The sequence below is a fragment of the Paenibacillus sp. SYP-B3998 genome, from assembly GCF_010820665.1.
In the GTDB taxonomy this organism is placed as follows: Bacteria; Bacillota; Bacilli; order Paenibacillales; family NBRC-103111; genus Paenibacillus_E.
In genome coordinates this window covers 1-18,377 of record NZ_JAAIKC010000025.1, presented here as the reverse complement: position 1 = coordinate 18,377, position 18,377 = coordinate 1, and the positions used below count along the sequence as shown (strand labels likewise).

Genomic DNA, 18,377 nt, shown 5'->3' with positions numbered 1-18,377 from the left:
TTCTTGGACACCCTTAAACTTGATTTGCTTTGATCATTTTTACAATCTCTAATCGCTGGAGCTTTAATTGCCATACTTTTTCTCTTAATTGTTGTTCTTCTGCACCATTTTGTTTTTTATCTTTAATTTGTTGGAAAAGCTTTAGCATGTTTTGGTTAATGGCGTCAAACCTTTGCCACAATTGAAACTCAAATTGACGAGTAAGATGATGCTCGAATTGTGATAATGTATGTAAAATTTGCTTCTGCCACTGCGTATCTCCTAATTGTAAAGCATAATTATACAGATCAAGATGATCATTGATCCAAGTTTGGGCAATTGGGTGTTGATAGGTAATCATCTTGAACAGCTCCTTTTAACTATATACCTAGTATTATACTCGGAATTATAAGATATGCAAGGGGCCAATAAAAAAAGGCTGGTCTTGAAGGAGGAATCTCCCAAGCTCAGCCAATTTGTTGTTTGTTCATGTTAATTGGAAAGTCGATACACCTTAATGGTCTGTATGCCGAAGCTTTTTAATGACGCTTTGGATCCAGGGATGAAAATATCTAAATGATTGCCTTTAATGGAACCGCCTGTGTCCGTGGCATAAGCGTACATGCCGCCAACCGGTAAGCCGTTGAAATTATAGCCTTCGATGTAAAGTTTAGAGCCTAGCGGGATTACGGATGGATCCACGGCAACCGTTCCTAACATCAGTGAATTACCCATAAAATCATAAGCTGCATAGCCACCGTTTTCCGATGGATCCGCAGAATAGGCGGTAGCTTCAAATTGCTGATAGTCTGGAGCGTGATGTTTGCCGTCCTCGTTCAAGATCGCGAGCTTACTGTTAGCGTCCCACTGAACAGGAACATCAGCAACCTCGGATAGAAAGCGAAGAGGCACATATACACGGCCATCTTGATACTCAGCATGAGTATCCATTTCTACGCTCGTTTTGTCGATAAGCGCTTCTTTTTGTCCCGAAGTTAATGTAATAGTGTGTTTGCTACTATTTAAAATAACTTTGATTTGATCTCCTTCTTTTTGCCATTGGAGAGCATATCCAAGCTTCTCGGTTACGAAACGAACAGGTACTTGCGTGGCGTGATTCGTGTCGAGAAAAGGTTGGGCATCTGGGAAATGCACTAGATCATCATTGACTTGAACTTTGACATCCATCTCGGCAGCATGCGCGGAAAATGGGTAAATACAGGCTCCTGCCAACACTGTGACAGACACAGCAAGGGTAGCTAACCTTCTCGTTACAATATTCAATTGGTAATCCTCCTTCAATGAGCCTCCGAGGTTAGTTGACGGGTTCGGGTAGAAGGTTCTCCCTAGTCTGCTTTAAGAAACAGCAAATATTCACCCCATGTAAATCGTCCCCCGTACCGGCACTTTATCTGTGCGCCGGACTCGGCTTCAAATATTCTAGCATTATTGATCATACTGAAACAACGACTAAAAAGTGGAAGGTCTGAGTTGTTACTAGACCTAGGTCTAGGTTGAAAAACAGTCGCGGGTCCGTTTTTGCTGCACTTTCTTTGGTATAAGCTAGGTATATCAAGAAAATGCGAAGGGCGGCAGAAAGAATGAAGATGAACGGAAAAAAAGGATTAGCATTACTACTCATCGCTTTAGGTTTCATTATTTGCGTCAATAAAATAGGGTTCCATATGCATCTAATGGGAGTTCTTTTTCCGTTGGCAATGGTTGGATTAGGTTATGTGGGCATTAAGAATGGAAAGAAAATCGGATGGCTAATCGCTGGAGTGGGTGCTTTAATTTTATTAGGTAATTTATCCGGTCTATTCGCAGTTGCATTTGCTGGAGCTTTAATTGCTTACGGCGTTCACTTATTGAGACAACGCACAGATTCGCCAAGCAGCGAATTTTAAATAAAATGACGTTTGGGGTGTAGATAATGAAAGTGTTGAATCGGATCGGTAAAATGGCAGAGGCTGCTTGGAACGAGTCCACGGAGCGGTTAGACTTATTTGAACGTAGTGGTAGCACATCGAGTGCTTTTCAAAAGCAATTGTCTTTCTTGGAGAAGCGCTATGATGAAGCTTTGCAACGTACAATTGAATTGCGCCAGCATCGTATAGATGCGGAGGAGCTGGCGCAGCTACGCGGCGAGCAGGCTGAGCTGGCGATGCGCGCTGGAGAAGAAGAACTTGCACGGCTAGCGTTGCAAGAGAAGCTGCACCAGGAAGCGGCGATCCAACATTTCAGCACCCAGTATGCGAAGGGTCAAGACGAAGTCCTAGCGATCAGTGAGGAGCTGCGCATTCTGCGCACTTCGCGTGCAGGAGGTGCAGCTTTGTCGGCTAGCGGTTACGCAGCCCATACACAGGACAGCATGCAGCCGCAAGGTGAGCTGCACGGGAAAAGCGCTCGCGACAATATACGCGAGTTGGAAGTCACCGGCCGCGAGCTTGGCAAGGAAGCCTTGCAAGGGCTGCGCGAAGCGGGCCGCATGTCACGTGATACGCTGAAGGAAGCGGGCGGCAACATTAAGCAGGAGGTACACGCGCTTCGCGGCAAGCTCAAGCAGGAATGGCGCCAGCGCCACTTCAGTAACGAGACGGATACGCACGGGAAGAAGTAGCCGGGTGTAAAGTTGAGCCGCGCAGGAAGTTAGCCTGCGCGGCTCGCCGCCTTTAAGTGTACGCTCAAGCCTTGATGCGAAAGGATTGCTTCTTGGAGGTCGTCCATTCTTATGGTATGCTAGGTAAGGTTTTATTTTCATTTGGTACCTATAGAGATAGATAGAAAAAGAGCAGCAAGAGGAGGTGCAACTATGGGAGAAAAAATCAAAAACAATGGTAACCGTAACCGTAATACAGCGCTTTTATTGATTGGTACGGGTCTTTTTTTACTTTTGGATCGTATGTTTGGCTTTTTTCCCATTCTTGCGATTATTCTCATCCTGCTGGGCATTCATCGCCTCCGCTCGCACAGAGAACGCAAGGGATATGTGTTGATTGGCGTTGGAGCCGTAATTTTGTTTGGGGATCATATTACGATTGTTCTGTCTGTTGTTTTGATTTCACTAGGATTGTTTTTTATTCGATCTAAGCGGGTGCATAAAGACGACTCCTATATTCAAAAGCAGAAGCTTGTGGATAGTGTACGTCTAGGCAGAGAGCCGTGGATTCTACGCAATAGCAGCACATGGTATATTATTGGGGAAACTTATATTGATCTTTCTCTGGCTATTTTGGAGCAAAGGGAGACAACCGTCATCTTGCAAGGTGTTGTTGGTGATGTGGATATTAAAGTACCCGAAGATATAGGAGTATCCTTGAATTCGTCTGTGACGCTTGGTCAAATACAGATAGGAAGTGAGCGCGATACGGGTGTCATGAACAAATTAGTGTGGGAATCTGCTAACTTCGAACAATGTGATCATCGCGTGAAACTTGTTCTTTCTTATATCGTAGGAGATATTAATGTCAAAATAATGTAAAGCGGAGCATATGCTTTACGAGAAAACTTTCATAAATGATAGGTTCCTTAGGAGGGTCATCGCGCATTGGACGGCTATAAACGACGATTAACGAATATGATATGGCGCAGCATGGCCGAGTCGATCCTCTTCAGCTTGATTATTTTAGGCGTCATTATTTACTTTCTTAACTCCAGACATATGATTGAACCATTTAAGACTTGGCAAGAGGTCGTGAAATTTTCACTTCTAGTCATCGGGGCTGTTGCTGGCATTGGAGCCATATATGGCTTCTGGAATAGCAACCGCATTACGCGTAGGCTTGAGCCTTTAATGGAGACGATGCTGCTGCTTGAAAAAGGGACGTTCATTCGCGGAGGAGTTCAGAACGGTGAAGACGAAATTGGTCGACTAGGCGAGCAGCTCGAACGTATTATGAAGAGGTGGGAGGAGCAAGTTACCTCCCTACAGCGTTTATCTAACGACAATGCTGAGCTTGCTGAAAAAGCGAAGTTATCAGCGGTAATTGAGGAGCGTCAGCGCTTGGCGCGAGAGCTTCACGATGCGGTAAGTCAGCAATTGTTCGCGATTTCAATGACGGCTACGGCGGTTGGTCGTACATTGGATAAAGATTTCAACAAAGCTCAACGACAAATTCATCTGATTGAGGAGATGGCCTCTGTCGCACAGTCAGAGATGAGAGCGTTATTGCTGCACTTGCGACCCGTGCATTTAGAAGGCAAGCGTCTTTCAGAAGGTTTGGTGGAGCTCCTCAAGGAGTTGGCCGCTAAGGTGCCGATGGCTATTTCTTGGGATATGGATGAAGAAATCCGTCTAGCAAAAGGAATCGAAGATCACTTATTTCGTATTGTCCAAGAGGCGCTTTCTAATGCGCTGCGTCACTCCAAAGCGAACAAGCTGGAAGTTAAACTGCTGCATCGCACGGATGGTATTCGATTGGCTATACGCGATGATGGAATCGGTTTTGAATTGGATGCAAAGAAGCACACCTCCTATGGCATTGTGTCCATGAAGGAGCGTGTCAATGAAATTGGTGGTTCTTTACATATCATTACGGCACCAGAACGGGGAACTCGAATTGAGATCCGTGTACCGATTCTCGACCAAGAATATGTTTCTGATGCCAGTTTCTCTGGCGAAAATTGAACTGTCATGCTTACGAGAAATTGATCTTTCTATGGAAATAGTAATGTCCCCACGATGCTAGTTTTACTTAAGTAAACACTTAGGAGGAGAAGCAAATGGACGCGAATATTACCGTGCTGCTAGTAGATGACCACGAGATGGTCCGAATTGGACTAGCGGCCGTTCTAGGTACAGAAGATGGTATTGAAGTCATCGGTGAAGCGAGTAATGGGCTTGATGGAATTCGGTTGGCTCAAGAATATCGACCCGATGTTGTGCTGATGGATTTGGTCATGGAAGGTATGGATGGTATTGAGACGACTCGCAAGCTGCTGCAATTATATCCAGATTGTAAGGTAATCGTGCTGACAAGCTTCTTAGATGATGAGAAGATGTATCCTGTCATTGAAGCGGGTGCTTTTAGTTATTTGCTGAAAACGTCCCGTGCTTCTGAAATTGCTCAAGCCATTAGAGCTGCGGCGAAAGGACAGTCGATTTTGGAGTCGCAAGTGGCTTCCAAAATCATGAATCGGTTTCGTCAGCCAAAGCCTGCAGCAGAGCCGCATGAAGAGTTAACCGACAGAGAGATGGAAGTGCTTCGTTTAATTGCTAAAGGGAAGTCGAATCAAGAGCTTGCTGATGATTTATTTATTGGGGTAAAAACAGTTAAATTCCATGTGACGAATGTACTCGCCAAATTGGGCGTAGAAGATCGGACACAAGCGGCCATTTATGCGTTTAAGCATGGTTTGGCCGAATAACGAAAACAATAAAGGAGCGAGAACGATGAATCTATTGAAGCAAATATGGAGTTGGTTCGGGTCCATTGCGATTTCTTTTGTAATCGTTGTATTTTTAGGTGTTTTTGTGTTTCAATCTACCAAAGTGATGGGACACTCCATGGATCCAACACTGCACGACCAACAAAGAGTTTATGTATCGAAACTGTCTCATACTTTTAAATATGAACCTAATTATGGTGACATTGTTATTATTGATAGCAGAGTAGACCTCAAAAGAACGTTCAAAAACGACTTGTTAGATAGTCCGCTGCTTAGTTTGTTCACTAAGGGTGATGATAGGCATGTCTGGATCAAGCGTGTGATTGGTAAGCCTGGAGATCAGTTGGAGCTTAAAGATGCGAAGATGTATCGCAACGGACAAGCACTGGAGGAGCCGTATATCAATGAAGCGATGAGAGTGAACGGGGATACGAAATGGACCGTTCCAGACGATCATGTTTTCGTGATGGGAGATAATCGTAACAACAGTATGGACAGCAGGGTAATTGGGTTTATACCGTTAGATCACGTGCTTGGGAAAAAGTTGTTTTAATTGAGGATAGATATGGAATAAAAGTGACTCCACCGAGTGAGTAAAGCGTCTAATGAATGCGCTGCTAACTGGGGGAGTCGCTTTTTTTTGAAGTTTTTTGGTAAAGTTGAATTACCTTCTTACGCATGTTAATGTTATTATACCAATTATTTCGATGGGAATATTAACAATTAGGGCATGGAATGGAGTGTCTAACAGATGAATATGGTCAAAAACTTAACAGAACTGATAGGAAATACCCCTATGTTAGAGCTTATTGCCTATGGAACCAGCTACGGATTGGAGGCTGAGCTCGTAGGTAAGCTCGAATATTTTAACCCTGCAGGAAGTGTTAAAGATCGCATTGGCTACGCCATCATTAAAGATGCAGAGGAAAAGGGCTTGCTTCATAAGGAATCCGTAATTATTGAGGCGACGAGCGGGAATACGGGGATTGCACTTGCTTTTGTAGCAGCTGCTAAAGGTTACAGGCTCATCATAGTGCTACCCGAAACGTTCAGTATTGAGCGAAGAAATTTACTTCAAGCGCTGGGAGCTGAATTACTGCTGACGCCTGGTTCAGAAGGGATGCCGGGAGCTCTTCGAAAAGCTGAGGAATTGGCTGCTCAGACGCCTCATGCTTTTGTTGCACACCAATTCGATAATCCTGCAAATCCAGCTATTCACCGTCTTACAACGGCGGAAGAAATATGGAGAGATACAGATGGAGTCGTTGATATTTTCGTCAGTGGTGTAGGAACTGGCGGTACAATCACTGGCGTTGGAGAAGTATTAAAGCAGCGAAATCCTAACGTGCAAATTATTGCGGTTGAACCATTTGAATCGCCAGTCTTGTCAGGTGGACCTCGCGGTGTGCATCAGATTCAGGGACTCGGACCAGGGTTTGTGCCGGGTAATTTTAACAGAGCAATTGTGGATGAGATTTATTTGGTCAAAAATGAAGAAGCTTTCGAGGCAACGCGTCAGTTGGCGCGGACAGAAGGTTTACTGGTTGGGGTTTCTTCTGGGGCCGCTGTTTACGCGGCTACTCAAGTTGCAAGGAGACCCGAAAATAAAGGGAAACGGATCGTCATCCTACTTCCGGATACAGGAGAGCGCTACTTGTCTACTCCCCTGTATCAGACTGTGGAATAGGCTGGTCTTTACATGCGCTGATCAAGCAAAAGTCCGCTCATGGGCACTGGCAGGTAAGCCTGCAGTTTGGAACGATATTGACCATAGGGCTTCAAAGATGAGCTTGCCATTTGGAATAACGCTTCCGAAGGGAATTGATCTAATTGCCCCAAGCCTGTTGAAAAGGATGCAGCAAAGCTTTTGATATTTCCCAAGCTGATCTGGGCTTGATCGCTCCGCTCTTTGATTTGTTTTCTGAGTTCAGCCTTTTGAAGCTCAAGTGTGCCGTCAGCAAGTTCCGAGATGCCTAACTCATTGAGAGCATAGGGCTTGGCCGCTTGCTCTAATCCTCTAAGCAAAGAACGATTTAAGTACTCCGGCGTTTCCCGCAGGTCTTTTTGAAATGTATTATAGGCGTCTACGAATTCTTGAATGGGTTGAGTAGCCGCTTCGCTATCTGCGTTTTCGGACAGTGAAGCATCTTGACGCTGTGTGATAGAAAAGCTAGACCCAGCTAATGTTTGCGCTGTCTGTTTAACGTTTTGAGCAGCGTGTAAGAATCCCGCTAATCCTTTGGCTGTGGATTCGGCTAGCTGTTTGTAAGCAGACTGTTCATAAGGTCGATTAAGGGGAGCGCGAGAGGTACTCGTCTTACCGCCTGTAATGGCGCTTACCCTGCTAACGCGATAATAGTCTTTGTTCGTTTGATAGCTATTAAGGGCTGCGATGGGACAGGGATAAGGGTTAATCATAGGAATCACCTCTTTTTCACTTATTCTTACTATATCATTCGTAACGACTGGGGTAAATTGGTACTTGCTTTTGAAGAATTCAAATGGATTTAGGAAGCAAGCGGAGTCAAGCGCGTATCGACCTACATAAGATAGCATTAGATTGCTTCTGGTGGAGGCGGTGCCGTATGATACGCAAACGATTGGCATCCTTGGATGATCCGATTATTCATCGCTTAGTCGTTGAACAACTTGTACCCTTTTCGCGAGCTTTTGACGCAAGCGCTTCAGCGACATTTACGGAAATACGCAAACGGTTGAACAGAAATGTGACTTTTGTCGCGTCCAAAGGCACTCGGCGCCCGTTTGCCTTCATAACGATGCTTCGCAAAGCTCGTGTTTTGTTCGTTGATATGCTCGCGGTTGACCCCCGTGAACAAAGCAGGGGCTGGGGCCAACAGTTAATGAATGTGGCTGAGGCTCATGGGAAGACTGAACGCTGCCAAACGATACAACTGCTCGTTGATGATAGCAATGAGAAAGCTTATCGCTTCTATGTGGGCAGAGGGTATACCGTAAAACAATATATTCCTGATCTAGCTTGCTATATGATGACCAAGCCAATTAAATGAAGGGGCCGAGGATCTTGTATCCCAGCCCCAACGCTGATCAGGAGAATAGGGCCGCGACGCTTCCCATCTCAATCTCGAACCGTTGACTAGGGTCTAATCCGCCGAAGAACGGAAGTCCGTAAGAGGGGAACACGTTCGCCCCACTGCTGGGTTCCAAAGCTTGGGTTTTGGCTTTGGTTTTTTTGGTTTTGACTTTTGCGGACTTTTTGGTAGTGGAACTGGAAACTGAAGATGACTGATCGTTCAAGATCAGCTTTTCTTTTTCCACTCGGCTCAGTACGCCATAAATTTCTAAACCGTCATGTAAGAAAACCAAAACTGGCTTACCACATTGCGCGTTACAGGATTTTTCTGTAATTGGATATATACGTTGCATAAGCTCCTTGCACCTCCGCGTTTGTAGATCAGTGTTAGCCTATTCATTCTTTGGCATTTCGGTCTAGACAGGTGTCTACTTTTTCTTATAAATATTTGCGGGGGAATTTTCAGAAAATTTCACGGAAAAGTGCAGAGAAAAGTTGAATACCTAGCATTTTTTAGGTATGCTAAGCATATTACCTATTCCAATAGAGAAAGAATGATGCATAGATGAGTGGAGCTGTGTTTTATATTTTCGGAGCAACAGGGGATTTGGCAAAAAGAAAGCTGTTTCCAGCGTTTTATAGTTTGTACCGTGAAGGCAAGCTAGGGGACAATTTTGCTGTAGTTGGTCTAGCGCGTAGACCACGTTCGAATGAACAGTTTCGCGATGATGTGAAACAGTCCATCCAAGATTTTGCGCGATACAAAATTACGGATGATAAGGAATGGGAAAACTTCTCGCAGCGTTTTGAATATATGTCACTGGATATTAACAATGTGGCCGGGTTCCACGAATTGAACACATTGACAAGTAGATTGGATCAACAATTTCAAACAGGTGGCAATCGTTTGTTCTACCTGGCACTGGCGCCTGAATTATTCGGCAATGTTTCCTATAACTTGCGTGAAGGCGGTTTGTTGGAGACAGAAGGCTGGCATCGTCTTGTGATCGAGAAGCCATTCGGTTATGATCTTCCTTCAGCAGAGAAATTGAATGGTCAGCTTCGTCAAGTTTTCGAAGAGAAGGATATTTATCGCATCGATCATTATCTGGGTAAAGAAATGGTTCAGAATATTGAGTTCGTTCGCTTCGCAAATGCGTTCTTTGAACCTTTGTGGAATAATAAATACATAGCTAATATTCAAATTACATTAAGTGAAACAGTTGGCGTTGAAGAACGCGGTGGTTACTACGATCATTCCGGCGCGCTGCGCGATATGGGACAAAACCATATGCTGCAAATGCTTATGATGATGGCTATGGAACCTCCAAGTCGATTGCACCCGGAAGATATCCGCGATGAGAAAGTGAAGGTTCTACGTTCACTCCGCTTGTTCGAGTCTGGCGATGAAGTACGTCAAAATGTCGTTCGAGGCCAGTATGCAAACGGAACAGCTAAAGGCAAGTCTTTGCCTGCTTATCGTGAAGAGGACTCTGTGAATCCACAATCGAAGACAGAAACCTACTTCGCAGCCAGAGTTCACGTGGACAATTTCCGCTGGGCTGGTGTGCCTTTTTATATCAGGACGGGCAAAAGGCTGCCAGTGAAAACAACGGAGGTCGTTGTCGAGTTTAAAAATATTCCGAACAACGTATATTTGGCTAAAAAGCATGATCTTCAGCCGAATCTGCTCGTGTTCCGCGTTAATCCAATGGAAGGCATTTATCTGAAAATGAATGCAAAGCAGCCAGGATCAGAAGGGGTAATCGTTCCGGTTGCTATGGATTTCTGCCAAAGCTGTCAGATCGGTTTAAATACACCGGAAGCCTATGAGCGCTTGCTGCATGATGCGACGCGCGGAGACTCCACGTACTTCACACGTTGGGATGAAGTATCGCTCGCATGGACCTACGTTGATCGAATCGCTGCTGCTTGGGCGGAGACGCCCACGGATCTGATGCAATATCCTGCAGGCTCGTGGGGACCTCAAGAAGCGACTGAGCTATTGTCGCAAGACGGATTCAAGTGGTGGCCGATTAATGGCCAAAACGAGGGCGAAGTTGACTGGGAAGTCGAGAAGAAAGCATCTGTGCTCACTTAATTGACGCAATTGAAGCCGCTATAGTCCGAACAGGAATGCTAGGAAGCTAGGCGTAAACATAGGTAAGACATGCCAACGGGCAGCTGAAAGTCCGTTGGTTTTTTTTGTGCTATAATAGATTCTGCGGAGTAACGTTCATATCATAAATCGAGGTGCAACATGTCGCGTAGAGCTTTTATCAGATGGTTGATGATGATCGGAGCCGTTCTTGTCGGAATAAGCGCGTTATTTAGTCAATTGGTTAAGAAAAAGTTTCTAACAGGTGATGAGGCAGCCATGTCATCAGTGAAACCAGATCTTACCCAACCGAATGCGCAGCCAACCGATGTAGTATTGTCAACAGAACCACTCATGTCGTATTTTATATTAAGTGATCTTCATGTCAGTGCGGGTGATCCACAAACCGTCAAAAAATTACGGCAAGCACTGGATGATATTAAGCATTTTGATGCCCCTGTCGATGCTATAATGATGACGGGCGATTTGACTGATACGGGAACTGAACGTGACTATAAGGAGCTGCATACCATTGTAAGCGAATATAAATTGCCGCCCGTTCACGCGAACATGGGCAATCACGACTATTATACGATTTGGATAAACAAAACAAACAATTGGGATCAGGGTGCTGTACCTAACGGCAAGACGGATGCGATGTCTAGGGAACAGTTTAAGAAATTTTTTGGATACGAGAAGCCTTACAATGAATTTACAACGAAAGGCCATTCGATCCTGCTGCTTTCGCAAGAGGCTTATGTGCAAGAAAAGCCTGAGGTTGGAGAAGGAGCTTGGTACTCCGATGAACAGATGGCTTGGTTCAAAGAGAGGTTGAAAGCTCTCTATAAACCAGGGAGACCCTTGTTTGTAATGACGCATCAGCCATTGCCGCCAATAGGGACAGATGGTGGCACCCATCAGCTGATTCCTGCCATTCAGTTCCGTGAAACACTCAAGCCTTATAAGAATGTGTTCGTTTTCTGCGGACACCGCCATCAGGATTTCCAAAATGGCACACCGCATTATATGCAGGAAACGTTTCACTATTTTCATAATTCCTCTGTTGGTAGAACGCTGAACCGCGCCTACCAGCAAGAAGCGAAGAATAAAGCGCAAGGACTCTATGTACAGGTTTATGCCAATAAAGTAGTAATCCGAGGCAGAGAGTTCAGCAATCGCACGTTTATTGATGAAGCGAACTGGACCATTGACCTGCAAAAAGCCTAGGGTTTAAGCGGTGTGTGAATATATTTGCTAATAAGAAGGGACCTAACCGATGACAACGCAACTAACTAAACAACTCGAAACGGAAGTCGCTAAACGACGTACGTTTGCGATTATTTCTCACCCGGATGCGGGGAAAACAACATTAACTGAGAAGCTTCTGCTGTTCGGAGGCGCGATTCGATTGGCAGGAACGGTTAAAGGCCGTAAAGCCAGCAAGCATGCAACTTCTGACTGGATGGAGATCGAGAAGCAGCGTGGAATTTCTGTAACGTCCAGTGTTATGCAATTCGATTATGAAGGGCATCGAATTAATATTTTGGATACACCTGGTCACCAAGATTTTAGTGAGGACACCTATCGGACGTTGACAGCCGCTGATAGCGCAGTAATGCTAATTGACGTGGCTAAAGGGGTGGAGACACAGACGAAGAAGCTATTCCAAGTATGTCGGATGCGCGGAATCCCTATCTTCACGTTTATTAATAAATTGGATCGTGAGGGTCGTGATCCTTTTGAATTGTTAGAGGAACTGGAAGAAGTACTTGGTATTCGTTCTTATCCGATGAATTGGCCGATCGGTTCGGGTAAGCAGTTCTGTGGCGTATACGATCGCGGTAAATCTCAATTAGAGCTTTATCAGGGGGAAGATCACAAGGAAATTGAAGTACGGAAGGTCGAAGGCGTCGATGATCCGCTTGTTAAACAAATTGCAGGGGATTTCTTGCACAAGCAATTAAGTCAGGATATCGAGCTGCTTGATGTGGCCGGTGATCCGTTTGATATGGAAAAAGTGTTAAAAGGCGAGCTAACGCCTGTATTTTTTGGAAGTGCGGTCAACAACTTCGGCGTGCAGACGTTTCTTGAGAACTTCCTCCAGTTAGCGCCGAAGCCAGAGCCTCGGAACAGCACAGCAGGCACTATAGAGCCTACCAGAGAAAAATTTTCCGGATATGTATTCAAAATTCAGGCGAATATGAATCCGGCTCACCGTGATCGTGTAGCTTTTCTCCGTATTGTATCGGGTAAGTTCGAGCGCGGCATGTCAGTCAAGCATGTACGTGTAGGAAAGGACATTAAATTGTCCCAGCCTCAGCAGTTTCTAGCTCAGGATCGGGATATCGTTGAAGAGGCGTTCCCAGGTGACATTATCGGTTTGTTCGATCCGGGCATTTTCCGAATTGGCGATTCTCTGAGCCAAGGTGAAGAAATTCACTTCGATGAGCTGCCGACATTCTCTCCCGAGTTGTTCAGTAAAGTATCGATCAAAAATGCATTGAAGCAAAAACAGTTTTTGAAAGGCATCGATCAGCTTACAGAAGAAGGAATGATTCAGATTTTCACGACGATTGGTTTCGAGGACATGATTCTCGGCGTTGTTGGCCAATTGCAATTCGAGGTTCTTGAACATCGGATGAAGTCTGAGTACGGGGTAGATATTCTATTACAGAGACAAAACTACCAGTTTGCCCGTTGGATCGTCGATGAAAAAATCGATCCAGGTAAATTCCGAATCAATTCGCAGCTAGTGAAGGATAAGAAAGGGAATTATGTCGGCTTATTCGAGAGTGAGTATGCGCTCCGTTCGGCAATCGACAAAAACCCAACAGCGCAATTTTTGACTAGTGCACCATAAGTATAATCATAGGTAGGGGCTTTCTCCAGAACAGTCATCTGGGGAATAGCCTCTTCTTTGTTTTTAGTCGCCAACGTGAGCGTTACTTCATACAATAGGTACGGGTTAGCTAACTGATACGATACGATTTTGGGGAAGTAACCTGTTCGCGTGCGCATCATAATTGTCGCTCCTGAACAAAATTCCAGTTCCGCCCGTTCTTGACGGTTCTGTTGCGAAGCGTAGAGCAGGGGCAACCGGTTTAGCCAAGCAGGCGCGCAGTGATGCCGTGAAGCAATTCAACTGGCAGGCGACGGCGCAGTCACTGGCCAACTTCTACAAATTGAAGCTGGAGGCTGAGAGATGAAAAAGACCTCGAAGAAACGGATACACATTAGCAGGGCCAGATATGTCCATAGCAAATGGCTGAAAACGCAGGCGGTTGTGGCAGCAAAGGAGCTGCGCAGCCACGTTCCGTTAACGAAGCGGATGACGAGAGAGTCGCTGCTAGAGATGCTCAATACTTACAAAATGATTTATATCAAACCAGATATGGGTATGTTCGGCAATGGGGTTATTCGCGTAGAACGGGCAGAGGGTGCGGCAGAGAAGCCTTACTCGTATCAACTAGGTGTCCATCTAAAACGGTTTGACAACTTCGACGAGATGTATGCCTCTATTTATAAAGTGACGCATCGACGCCGTTATTTGGCTCAGAAAGGCATTCATCTGTTGAAATATAAAGGGAATCGTTTTGATTTACGCGTGATGGTTCAACAAACCCCCCTCCGTAAATGGGAAACGACAGGAATCATTGGGAGAGTAGCTCATCCAAGTAAGATTGTGACGAACTTCCATAGCGGTGGTAAGTTGAAGCCTGTAGAAGCACTGTTAGCTAGCTACTTACCCAAAACGGAACAAAAGCATTATGTAAGCAAGCTTCGTGTTCTTGGGCTGCAGGTCGCCAAAGCAATGAATGCGAGGTACAAAGGGGTTAAAGAGATCGGTGTTGACGTTGCCCTTGATAAAGATCTGCACCCATGGATTCTTGAAGTGAATACGAGTCCAGATCCATATATTTTCAGCAGATTGAAGGATAAACGAATTTTTGCGAAAATAAGACGATATGGGAGAGCTTATGGCCGGTTATGAGCACATAACCGGTTTGTTTTCATTCATTCGGAAAGTTGGTAAATTGCTATGCTCCAATTCGTAAGCGATGCCAAAGTCATCAATCGAGATGGAGATACCTTTATGACAGAGCTTTTCTAAGATAGCGATGGTTTTATCCATGTCATGCATAATCGAACTCTCAGTAAATTCAAATTCCAAAAATGTAGGATCGATACCGGCCTCAAGCCATTTCATTTTTTTGGAGACAAGCTTGACGCAGTACCCATTCACCGAGGGGAAGAATGAGTTCGCTCTCTTCAGCAAGTAAAGCTGGCTAACGCTAAGGGCTAATTTATATTGACAAAATGAGTGTAAAATCAGGAAATGTACGCGTGTACCTTATACATGTTAAAAACATGTAACCAAAGCCAGAGCTAGTCCTTTCCATGCTATAATAGTTTATATATGCATCCTCCCCTTCTTCTTAGAGGGGGATATTTATTTGTTGGGGAGGGCCAGATTGGATGAAAGTAGCCGTAGTAACAGATTTCGATGGGACGTTAATGGAGCAAGATGTAGGTAATGTGTTGATGAAGGAATTGGAGGTTGACGCTACAGCCCAAGTGATTGAGATGACCCGCCAATATAATGAGCGGATAATCGGTTCCCTGCCTTGGATTGAAATTGTATATCCGATGCTTGCTGGCCGTAAACAAGAGGTCGATGAAATCTTAGATCGTGTACATTTGCGGGATGGGGCGCGAGATTTCATCGGATTTTGCAAGGAGGAGGACGTTCCTGTTACGGTTCTAAGTGATGGGATGCTATACTACATCGAGCAAATTTTAAAGAAGCAGCAAGTTGAAGTGGACCAAATAATCGGAAATCCAATTACCTATCTTGGGGATAATCAATTTCAGTTTGGCGTACAAAATGAGAATGCCGCTTGCAAATGGTGCGGATGCTGTAAGGCAAGCGTTGTAAAGAAGTTAAAAGAAGAGGGCTGGATGATCATCTACATCGGAGATGGCAGCAGCGACTACTTTGGTTCGGGGTTTGCGGATTGGATTTTCGCAAGATCGAGCCTAGCAAGGTATTTAAAAGAAGAAGGCACAGCCTTTTATCCATTTCAAACCTTTTATGATGTATTGGATGTGCTTAAAACTGACTGGGATGCATTCAAAAATGGCAAAGCGGCCCGTCGCTTAAACGGTAGACATCCTGTTTTATGTAAGTTTCCCGTATAATTAAAGCTAGCTAAGGGTATGCAGCAGCACAACCTTAGCTGTAAAATAGCTCTATTATTGCAAGTGTTCTTTGAGCGTATCCACAAGCTCATTTTGAATGTTTTCTCCACTATGCTGCCAAATAATTTCGAACAGTACGCCAAGACCGGGTAAAACCCTTTCTTCACCACCGATGGAGTCTTCAATTATTTCTTGAAGTTCATCATTTGATTTATTCTGGACGCGTTGGACGATGGCCTGTCTCAAGGTGATGTTCATTGTGGAACCTCGCTTCCCTTTCGTTATCTCTTCTAATATGCGCAAGTTGTAGTTGCTTCATGCTGCCACTCTTCTCCACCTGTTTGGTTACCAGGGATGAAGTGAGATGCGGATACAAGTATGTTATAATCGAAAGATATCGTAAGGGCTGGAAAGGATGGAGAACGAATGAGAAAACAATTTGCCATCATCGGCATGGGCAGATTCGGGTCCAGCATTGCAAAAACCTTGTCCCAAACCGGCTTTGAGGTACTTGCAATCGATCATCGTGAAAATATTGTTCAAGACATTTCGTCCATTGTCACCCATGCGGTTCAAGCCGATTCTACGGATGAAGAGGCCCTGAAAGCATTAGGCATTCGCAATTTTGATGTTGTCGTTGTCGCTATAGGTGAAGATATTCAAGCGAGTATTCTAACTACATTAATTTTAAAAGAAATGGGCATTGCTACGATTGTGGTGAAAGCCGTTAACGATCTTCATGGCAAAGTGCTTAAAAAGATCGGCGCAGACAAAGTCGTTTACCCCGAGAGGGATATGGGGCAGCGCGTCGCTCACCATCTGATTTCATCGAATATCCTTGATTATATTGAGCTTTCTGCGGACTACAGCATCGTTGAGATTAAAGCTTCTAAACAAATGATTGGTAAAAACCTGAGAGAGCTGGACATACGCGTCAAGTACGGCTGTAATGTTATTGCGATTAAACAGGAAGAGAAGCTTGTTATCCCGCCTAGTGCGGAAGAATTACTAAATCCGAATGATATTTTAGTTATCGTTGGAAAAAATATAGATCTTCAAACTTTTGAAGTGACGTTTGCGGAGTAAATAATAAATGACCATTACACATATAGAAATCATGTCTGTACAGAATGCTAGAGTCAAAGAATGGGCGCAGCTATTGGAGCGCCGCGGTAGAGAAAAGCAAGGGAAATACTTGATCGAGGGCTTTCATCTTGTCGAAGAAGCTCTGCGCGCGGAAGCTCCCGTAGAAACGATCGTATATAGCTTGGAAAAAGGGCTGCCAGACGGGCTTTCAGCGCTTGCGCCTGAGACAATGGAATGGATCGGCGTCAGCCAAGCTGTGCTAGAAAAGTGTTCGGATACGCAAACGCCGCAAGGGATTATGGCGGTGGTAGCGAAGCCGAGCCTCGACTTGGACGAGCTGTTGTCCGGCGAGTATGATCTGGCGGTCGTGCTCGACGGCGTGCAAGACCCAGGCAATCTGGGCACGATCATCCGCAGCGCGGATGCGGTCGGTGCCAACGCTGTCGTGCTTGGTCGAGGCACGGTTGATCTTTATAACCCTAAGACCATTCGTTCGACGATGGGCTCGATGTATCATCTGCCGATCGTGGAGGCAGATCTGCTTGAGCTGCTGCCGCGCGCGCGTAAGCGCGGCGTGCGGCTCGTGACCACGAGCCTGCAGGCGCAGTGCTCGTGCTACGACACGGACTTGCGTCAGCCGACGTGGCTAATCCTCGGCAACGAAGCTAAAGGCGTGTCACCCGAGGTTGCCGCGCAGTCGGACGTGCAGGTGATTATCCCGATGCAGGGCAAGGCTGAATCGTTGAATGTGGCGATGGCAGCCACGGTGCTGCTTTTTGAGGCTTCGCGGCAGCGGTTGTTTTAACAAGATATTAATTCCTGTCCATGTGTGAGTTGTAATTCAGTTTGTCACCGTTTGTAATTTATTTTGTCATTGATTTGGAACGTAGATTTGTCACAACTAAGACAGTCCCGATGTGGCTCAAAGCCTTGATACATCGGGATATTTATATTTTTAGAAATAGAAAAAGGTTTAATTAGTAATTTTGGATTGTTAAATTCAATTAACCAAATGGAAGTGTATGAAATAGTAAAACTTAAACAAAAGACAAGTAAATCGGGTAATAGATAACCTATAACTGTAGGGAGATTGAAAAGAGAATGTATATATTGTCTGTTGTGATGAGAACATGAAGTCCGCGGAAATCGTGGGCTTATTTAGTTATCGAATCAAGTTCTTCTCAATTCACGGTAAGATTGATTATTCAGTGAAAATAAAGTTGTTAGACTGGAAATTATCAAGACCTTGGTTGAGAAAAATTAATTAAATTAAAGGGATTTACATATTACGCATAACTAATATGTAGATCTTTTTATTTTCCGGACTGAGGAAAAAAAGCATTAATCGAGGATCGATCGTTACGCTAACGGGCAGCATAGTTAATTAGCTTACTTCCACTTGACCATAACACTGAGGTCAGGGTTTATAATGAGATTATCTTGAGCATAAATCTACTGGAAAGGAAATAAGATACGTTATGAATATTACTCCACAAGAAGAAAACATGATTAAGGCTCTACGTGAGGCTGCATTACCCCCTTTATTTGTGCTCATACGAATTAGAAATGATGTTT

General features: G+C 44.7%; 22 protein-coding genes and 1 riboswitch. Of the genes, 16 read left to right on the top strand and 6 right to left on the bottom strand.

Going from position 1 to position 18,377, the window contains the following annotated elements; genetic code table 11:
• Nucleotides 1-13 precede the first annotated feature (13 nt).
• Both GK047_RS28355 and GK047_RS29980 read right to left on the bottom strand, forming a co-directional pair.
• On the bottom strand, nt 14-340 hold the full coding sequence (locus GK047_RS28355) for a hypothetical protein (protein ID WP_163954044.1): 327 nt from the start codon (nt 338-340) through the stop codon (nt 14-16).
• 131 nt (nt 341-471) lie between these two features.
• Nucleotides 472-1,263: a stalk domain-containing protein gene (locus tag GK047_RS29980; protein ID WP_240344345.1), complete on the bottom strand. Its 792-nt coding sequence runs from the start codon at nt 1,261-1,263 to the stop codon at nt 472-474.
• 4 nt (nt 1,264-1,267) lie between these two features.
• Nucleotides 1,268-1,420: riboswitch (cyclic di-AMP (ydaO/yuaA leader) on the bottom strand.
• Between the two features lie 166 nt (nt 1,421-1,586).
• Between GK047_RS29980 and GK047_RS28345 the strand changes: the two genes are divergently transcribed.
• The 7 genes from GK047_RS28345 to cysK all read left to right on the top strand — a co-directional run bounded on the left by GK047_RS28345 (nt 1,587) and on the right by cysK (nt 7,054).
• A complete protein-coding gene (locus GK047_RS28345; protein ID WP_240344344.1) occupies nt 1,587-1,886 on the top strand; it encodes a LiaF transmembrane domain-containing protein in 300 nt (99 codons plus the stop codon).
• 26 nt (nt 1,887-1,912) lie between these two features.
• Entirely contained in the window at nt 1,913-2,599 is a 687-nt protein-coding gene (locus tag GK047_RS28340; RefSeq protein WP_163954041.1) for a PspA/IM30 family protein, read from the top strand.
• Nucleotides 2,600-2,791: 192 nt separating this feature from the next.
• Nucleotides 2,792-3,460: a cell wall-active antibiotics response protein LiaF gene (gene liaF / locus GK047_RS28335; protein ID WP_163954039.1), complete on the top strand. Its 669-nt coding sequence runs from the start codon at nt 2,792-2,794 to the stop codon at nt 3,458-3,460.
• Nucleotides 3,461-3,526: 66 nt separating this feature from the next.
• Nucleotides 3,527-4,606: a sensor histidine kinase gene (locus GK047_RS28330; RefSeq protein WP_163954037.1), complete on the top strand. Its 1,080-nt coding sequence runs from the start codon at nt 3,527-3,529 to the stop codon at nt 4,604-4,606.
• Nucleotides 4,607-4,701: 95 nt separating this feature from the next.
• On the top strand, nt 4,702-5,346 hold the full coding sequence (locus GK047_RS28325) for a response regulator (protein WP_163954036.1): 645 nt from the start codon (nt 4,702-4,704) through the stop codon (nt 5,344-5,346).
• A gap of 25 nt (nt 5,347-5,371) precedes the next feature.
• Nucleotides 5,372-5,920 (top strand): signal peptidase I, encoded by a 549-nt coding sequence (gene lepB, locus GK047_RS28320; RefSeq protein ID WP_163954034.1) that lies wholly within the window; start codon nt 5,372-5,374, stop codon nt 5,918-5,920.
• Nucleotides 5,921-6,118: 198 nt separating this feature from the next.
• Nucleotides 6,119-7,054, top strand: coding sequence for a cysteine synthase A (gene cysK / locus GK047_RS28315; protein WP_163954032.1), 936 nt, complete (start codon nt 6,119-6,121; stop codon nt 7,052-7,054).
• A gap of 8 nt (nt 7,055-7,062) precedes the next feature.
• Here cysK and GK047_RS28310 read toward each other — a convergent pair whose 3' ends face one another.
• Nucleotides 7,063-7,785, bottom strand: a complete 723-nt coding sequence (locus GK047_RS28310; protein ID WP_163954030.1) for a hypothetical protein — start codon at nt 7,783-7,785, stop codon at nt 7,063-7,065.
• Nucleotides 7,786-7,952: 167 nt separating this feature from the next.
• Between GK047_RS28310 and GK047_RS28305 the strand changes: the two genes are divergently transcribed.
• Complete coding sequence (locus tag GK047_RS28305; protein ID WP_163954028.1) at nt 7,953-8,396, top strand: GNAT family N-acetyltransferase; 444 nt, start codon at nt 7,953-7,955, stop codon at nt 8,394-8,396.
• Between the two features lie 37 nt (nt 8,397-8,433).
• On the opposite strand, the gene GK047_RS28300 is transcribed toward GK047_RS28305, so the two are convergent.
• Nucleotides 8,434-8,772, bottom strand: coding sequence for a hypothetical protein (locus GK047_RS28300; protein WP_163954026.1), 339 nt, complete (start codon nt 8,770-8,772; stop codon nt 8,434-8,436).
• A 212-nt stretch (nt 8,773-8,984) separates the two neighbouring features.
• On the opposite strand from GK047_RS28300, the gene zwf reads away from it, so the two are divergent.
• The 5 genes from zwf (at nt 8,985) to GK047_RS28275 (ending at nt 14,508) form a co-directional block, all read left to right on the top strand.
• Nucleotides 8,985-10,520, top strand: a complete 1,536-nt coding sequence (zwf, locus tag GK047_RS28295; RefSeq protein ID WP_163954024.1) for a glucose-6-phosphate dehydrogenase — start codon at nt 8,985-8,987, stop codon at nt 10,518-10,520.
• A gap of 159 nt (nt 10,521-10,679) precedes the next feature.
• Nucleotides 10,680-11,744 carry a metallophosphoesterase family protein gene (locus tag GK047_RS28290; protein WP_163954022.1) on the top strand — a complete coding sequence of 355 codons (1,065 nt, stop codon included), beginning with the start codon at nt 10,680-10,682 and terminating at the stop codon, nt 11,742-11,744.
• Between the two features lie 49 nt (nt 11,745-11,793).
• Nucleotides 11,794-13,377: a peptide chain release factor 3 gene (locus tag GK047_RS28285; protein WP_163954020.1), complete on the top strand. Its 1,584-nt coding sequence runs from the start codon at nt 11,794-11,796 to the stop codon at nt 13,375-13,377.
• Nucleotides 13,378-13,540: 163 nt separating this feature from the next.
• Complete coding sequence (locus GK047_RS28280; protein ID WP_163954018.1) at nt 13,541-13,723, top strand: hypothetical protein; 183 nt, start codon at nt 13,541-13,543, stop codon at nt 13,721-13,723.
• A complete protein-coding gene (locus tag GK047_RS28275; protein ID WP_163954017.1) occupies nt 13,720-14,508 on the top strand; it encodes a YheC/YheD family protein in 789 nt (262 codons plus the stop codon). Before GK047_RS28280 ends, GK047_RS28275 begins: the two co-directional genes overlap by 4 nt.
• Here the strand turns inward: GK047_RS28275 and GK047_RS28270 are convergent.
• Nucleotides 14,503-14,724 (bottom strand): EAL domain-containing protein, encoded by a 222-nt coding sequence (locus tag GK047_RS28270; protein WP_163954014.1) that lies wholly within the window; start codon nt 14,722-14,724, stop codon nt 14,503-14,505. The two genes, GK047_RS28275 and GK047_RS28270, sit on opposite strands and share 6 nt — an antisense overlap.
• Nucleotides 14,725-14,993: 269 nt before the next feature.
• Between GK047_RS28270 and GK047_RS28265 the strand changes: the two genes are divergently transcribed.
• Entirely contained in the window at nt 14,994-15,716 is a 723-nt protein-coding gene (locus tag GK047_RS28265) for an MtnX-like HAD-IB family phosphatase (protein ID WP_163954012.1), read from the top strand.
• A gap of 54 nt (nt 15,717-15,770) precedes the next feature.
• Here the strand turns inward: GK047_RS28265 and sspI are convergent, their stop codons facing one another.
• Nucleotides 15,771-15,974: a small acid-soluble spore protein SspI gene (gene sspI, locus GK047_RS28260; RefSeq protein WP_163954009.1), complete on the bottom strand. Its 204-nt coding sequence runs from the start codon at nt 15,972-15,974 to the stop codon at nt 15,771-15,773.
• 168 nt (nt 15,975-16,142) lie between these two features.
• On the opposite strand from sspI, the gene GK047_RS28255 reads away from it, so the two are divergent.
• Nucleotides 16,143-16,802 (top strand): potassium channel family protein, encoded by a 660-nt coding sequence (locus tag GK047_RS28255; protein WP_163954007.1) that lies wholly within the window; start codon nt 16,143-16,145, stop codon nt 16,800-16,802.
• 7 nt (nt 16,803-16,809) lie between these two features.
• Entirely contained in the window at nt 16,810-17,607 is a 798-nt protein-coding gene (locus tag GK047_RS28250) for a TrmH family RNA methyltransferase (protein ID WP_163954005.1), read from the top strand.
• Nucleotides 17,608-18,377: the final 770 nt, after the last annotated feature.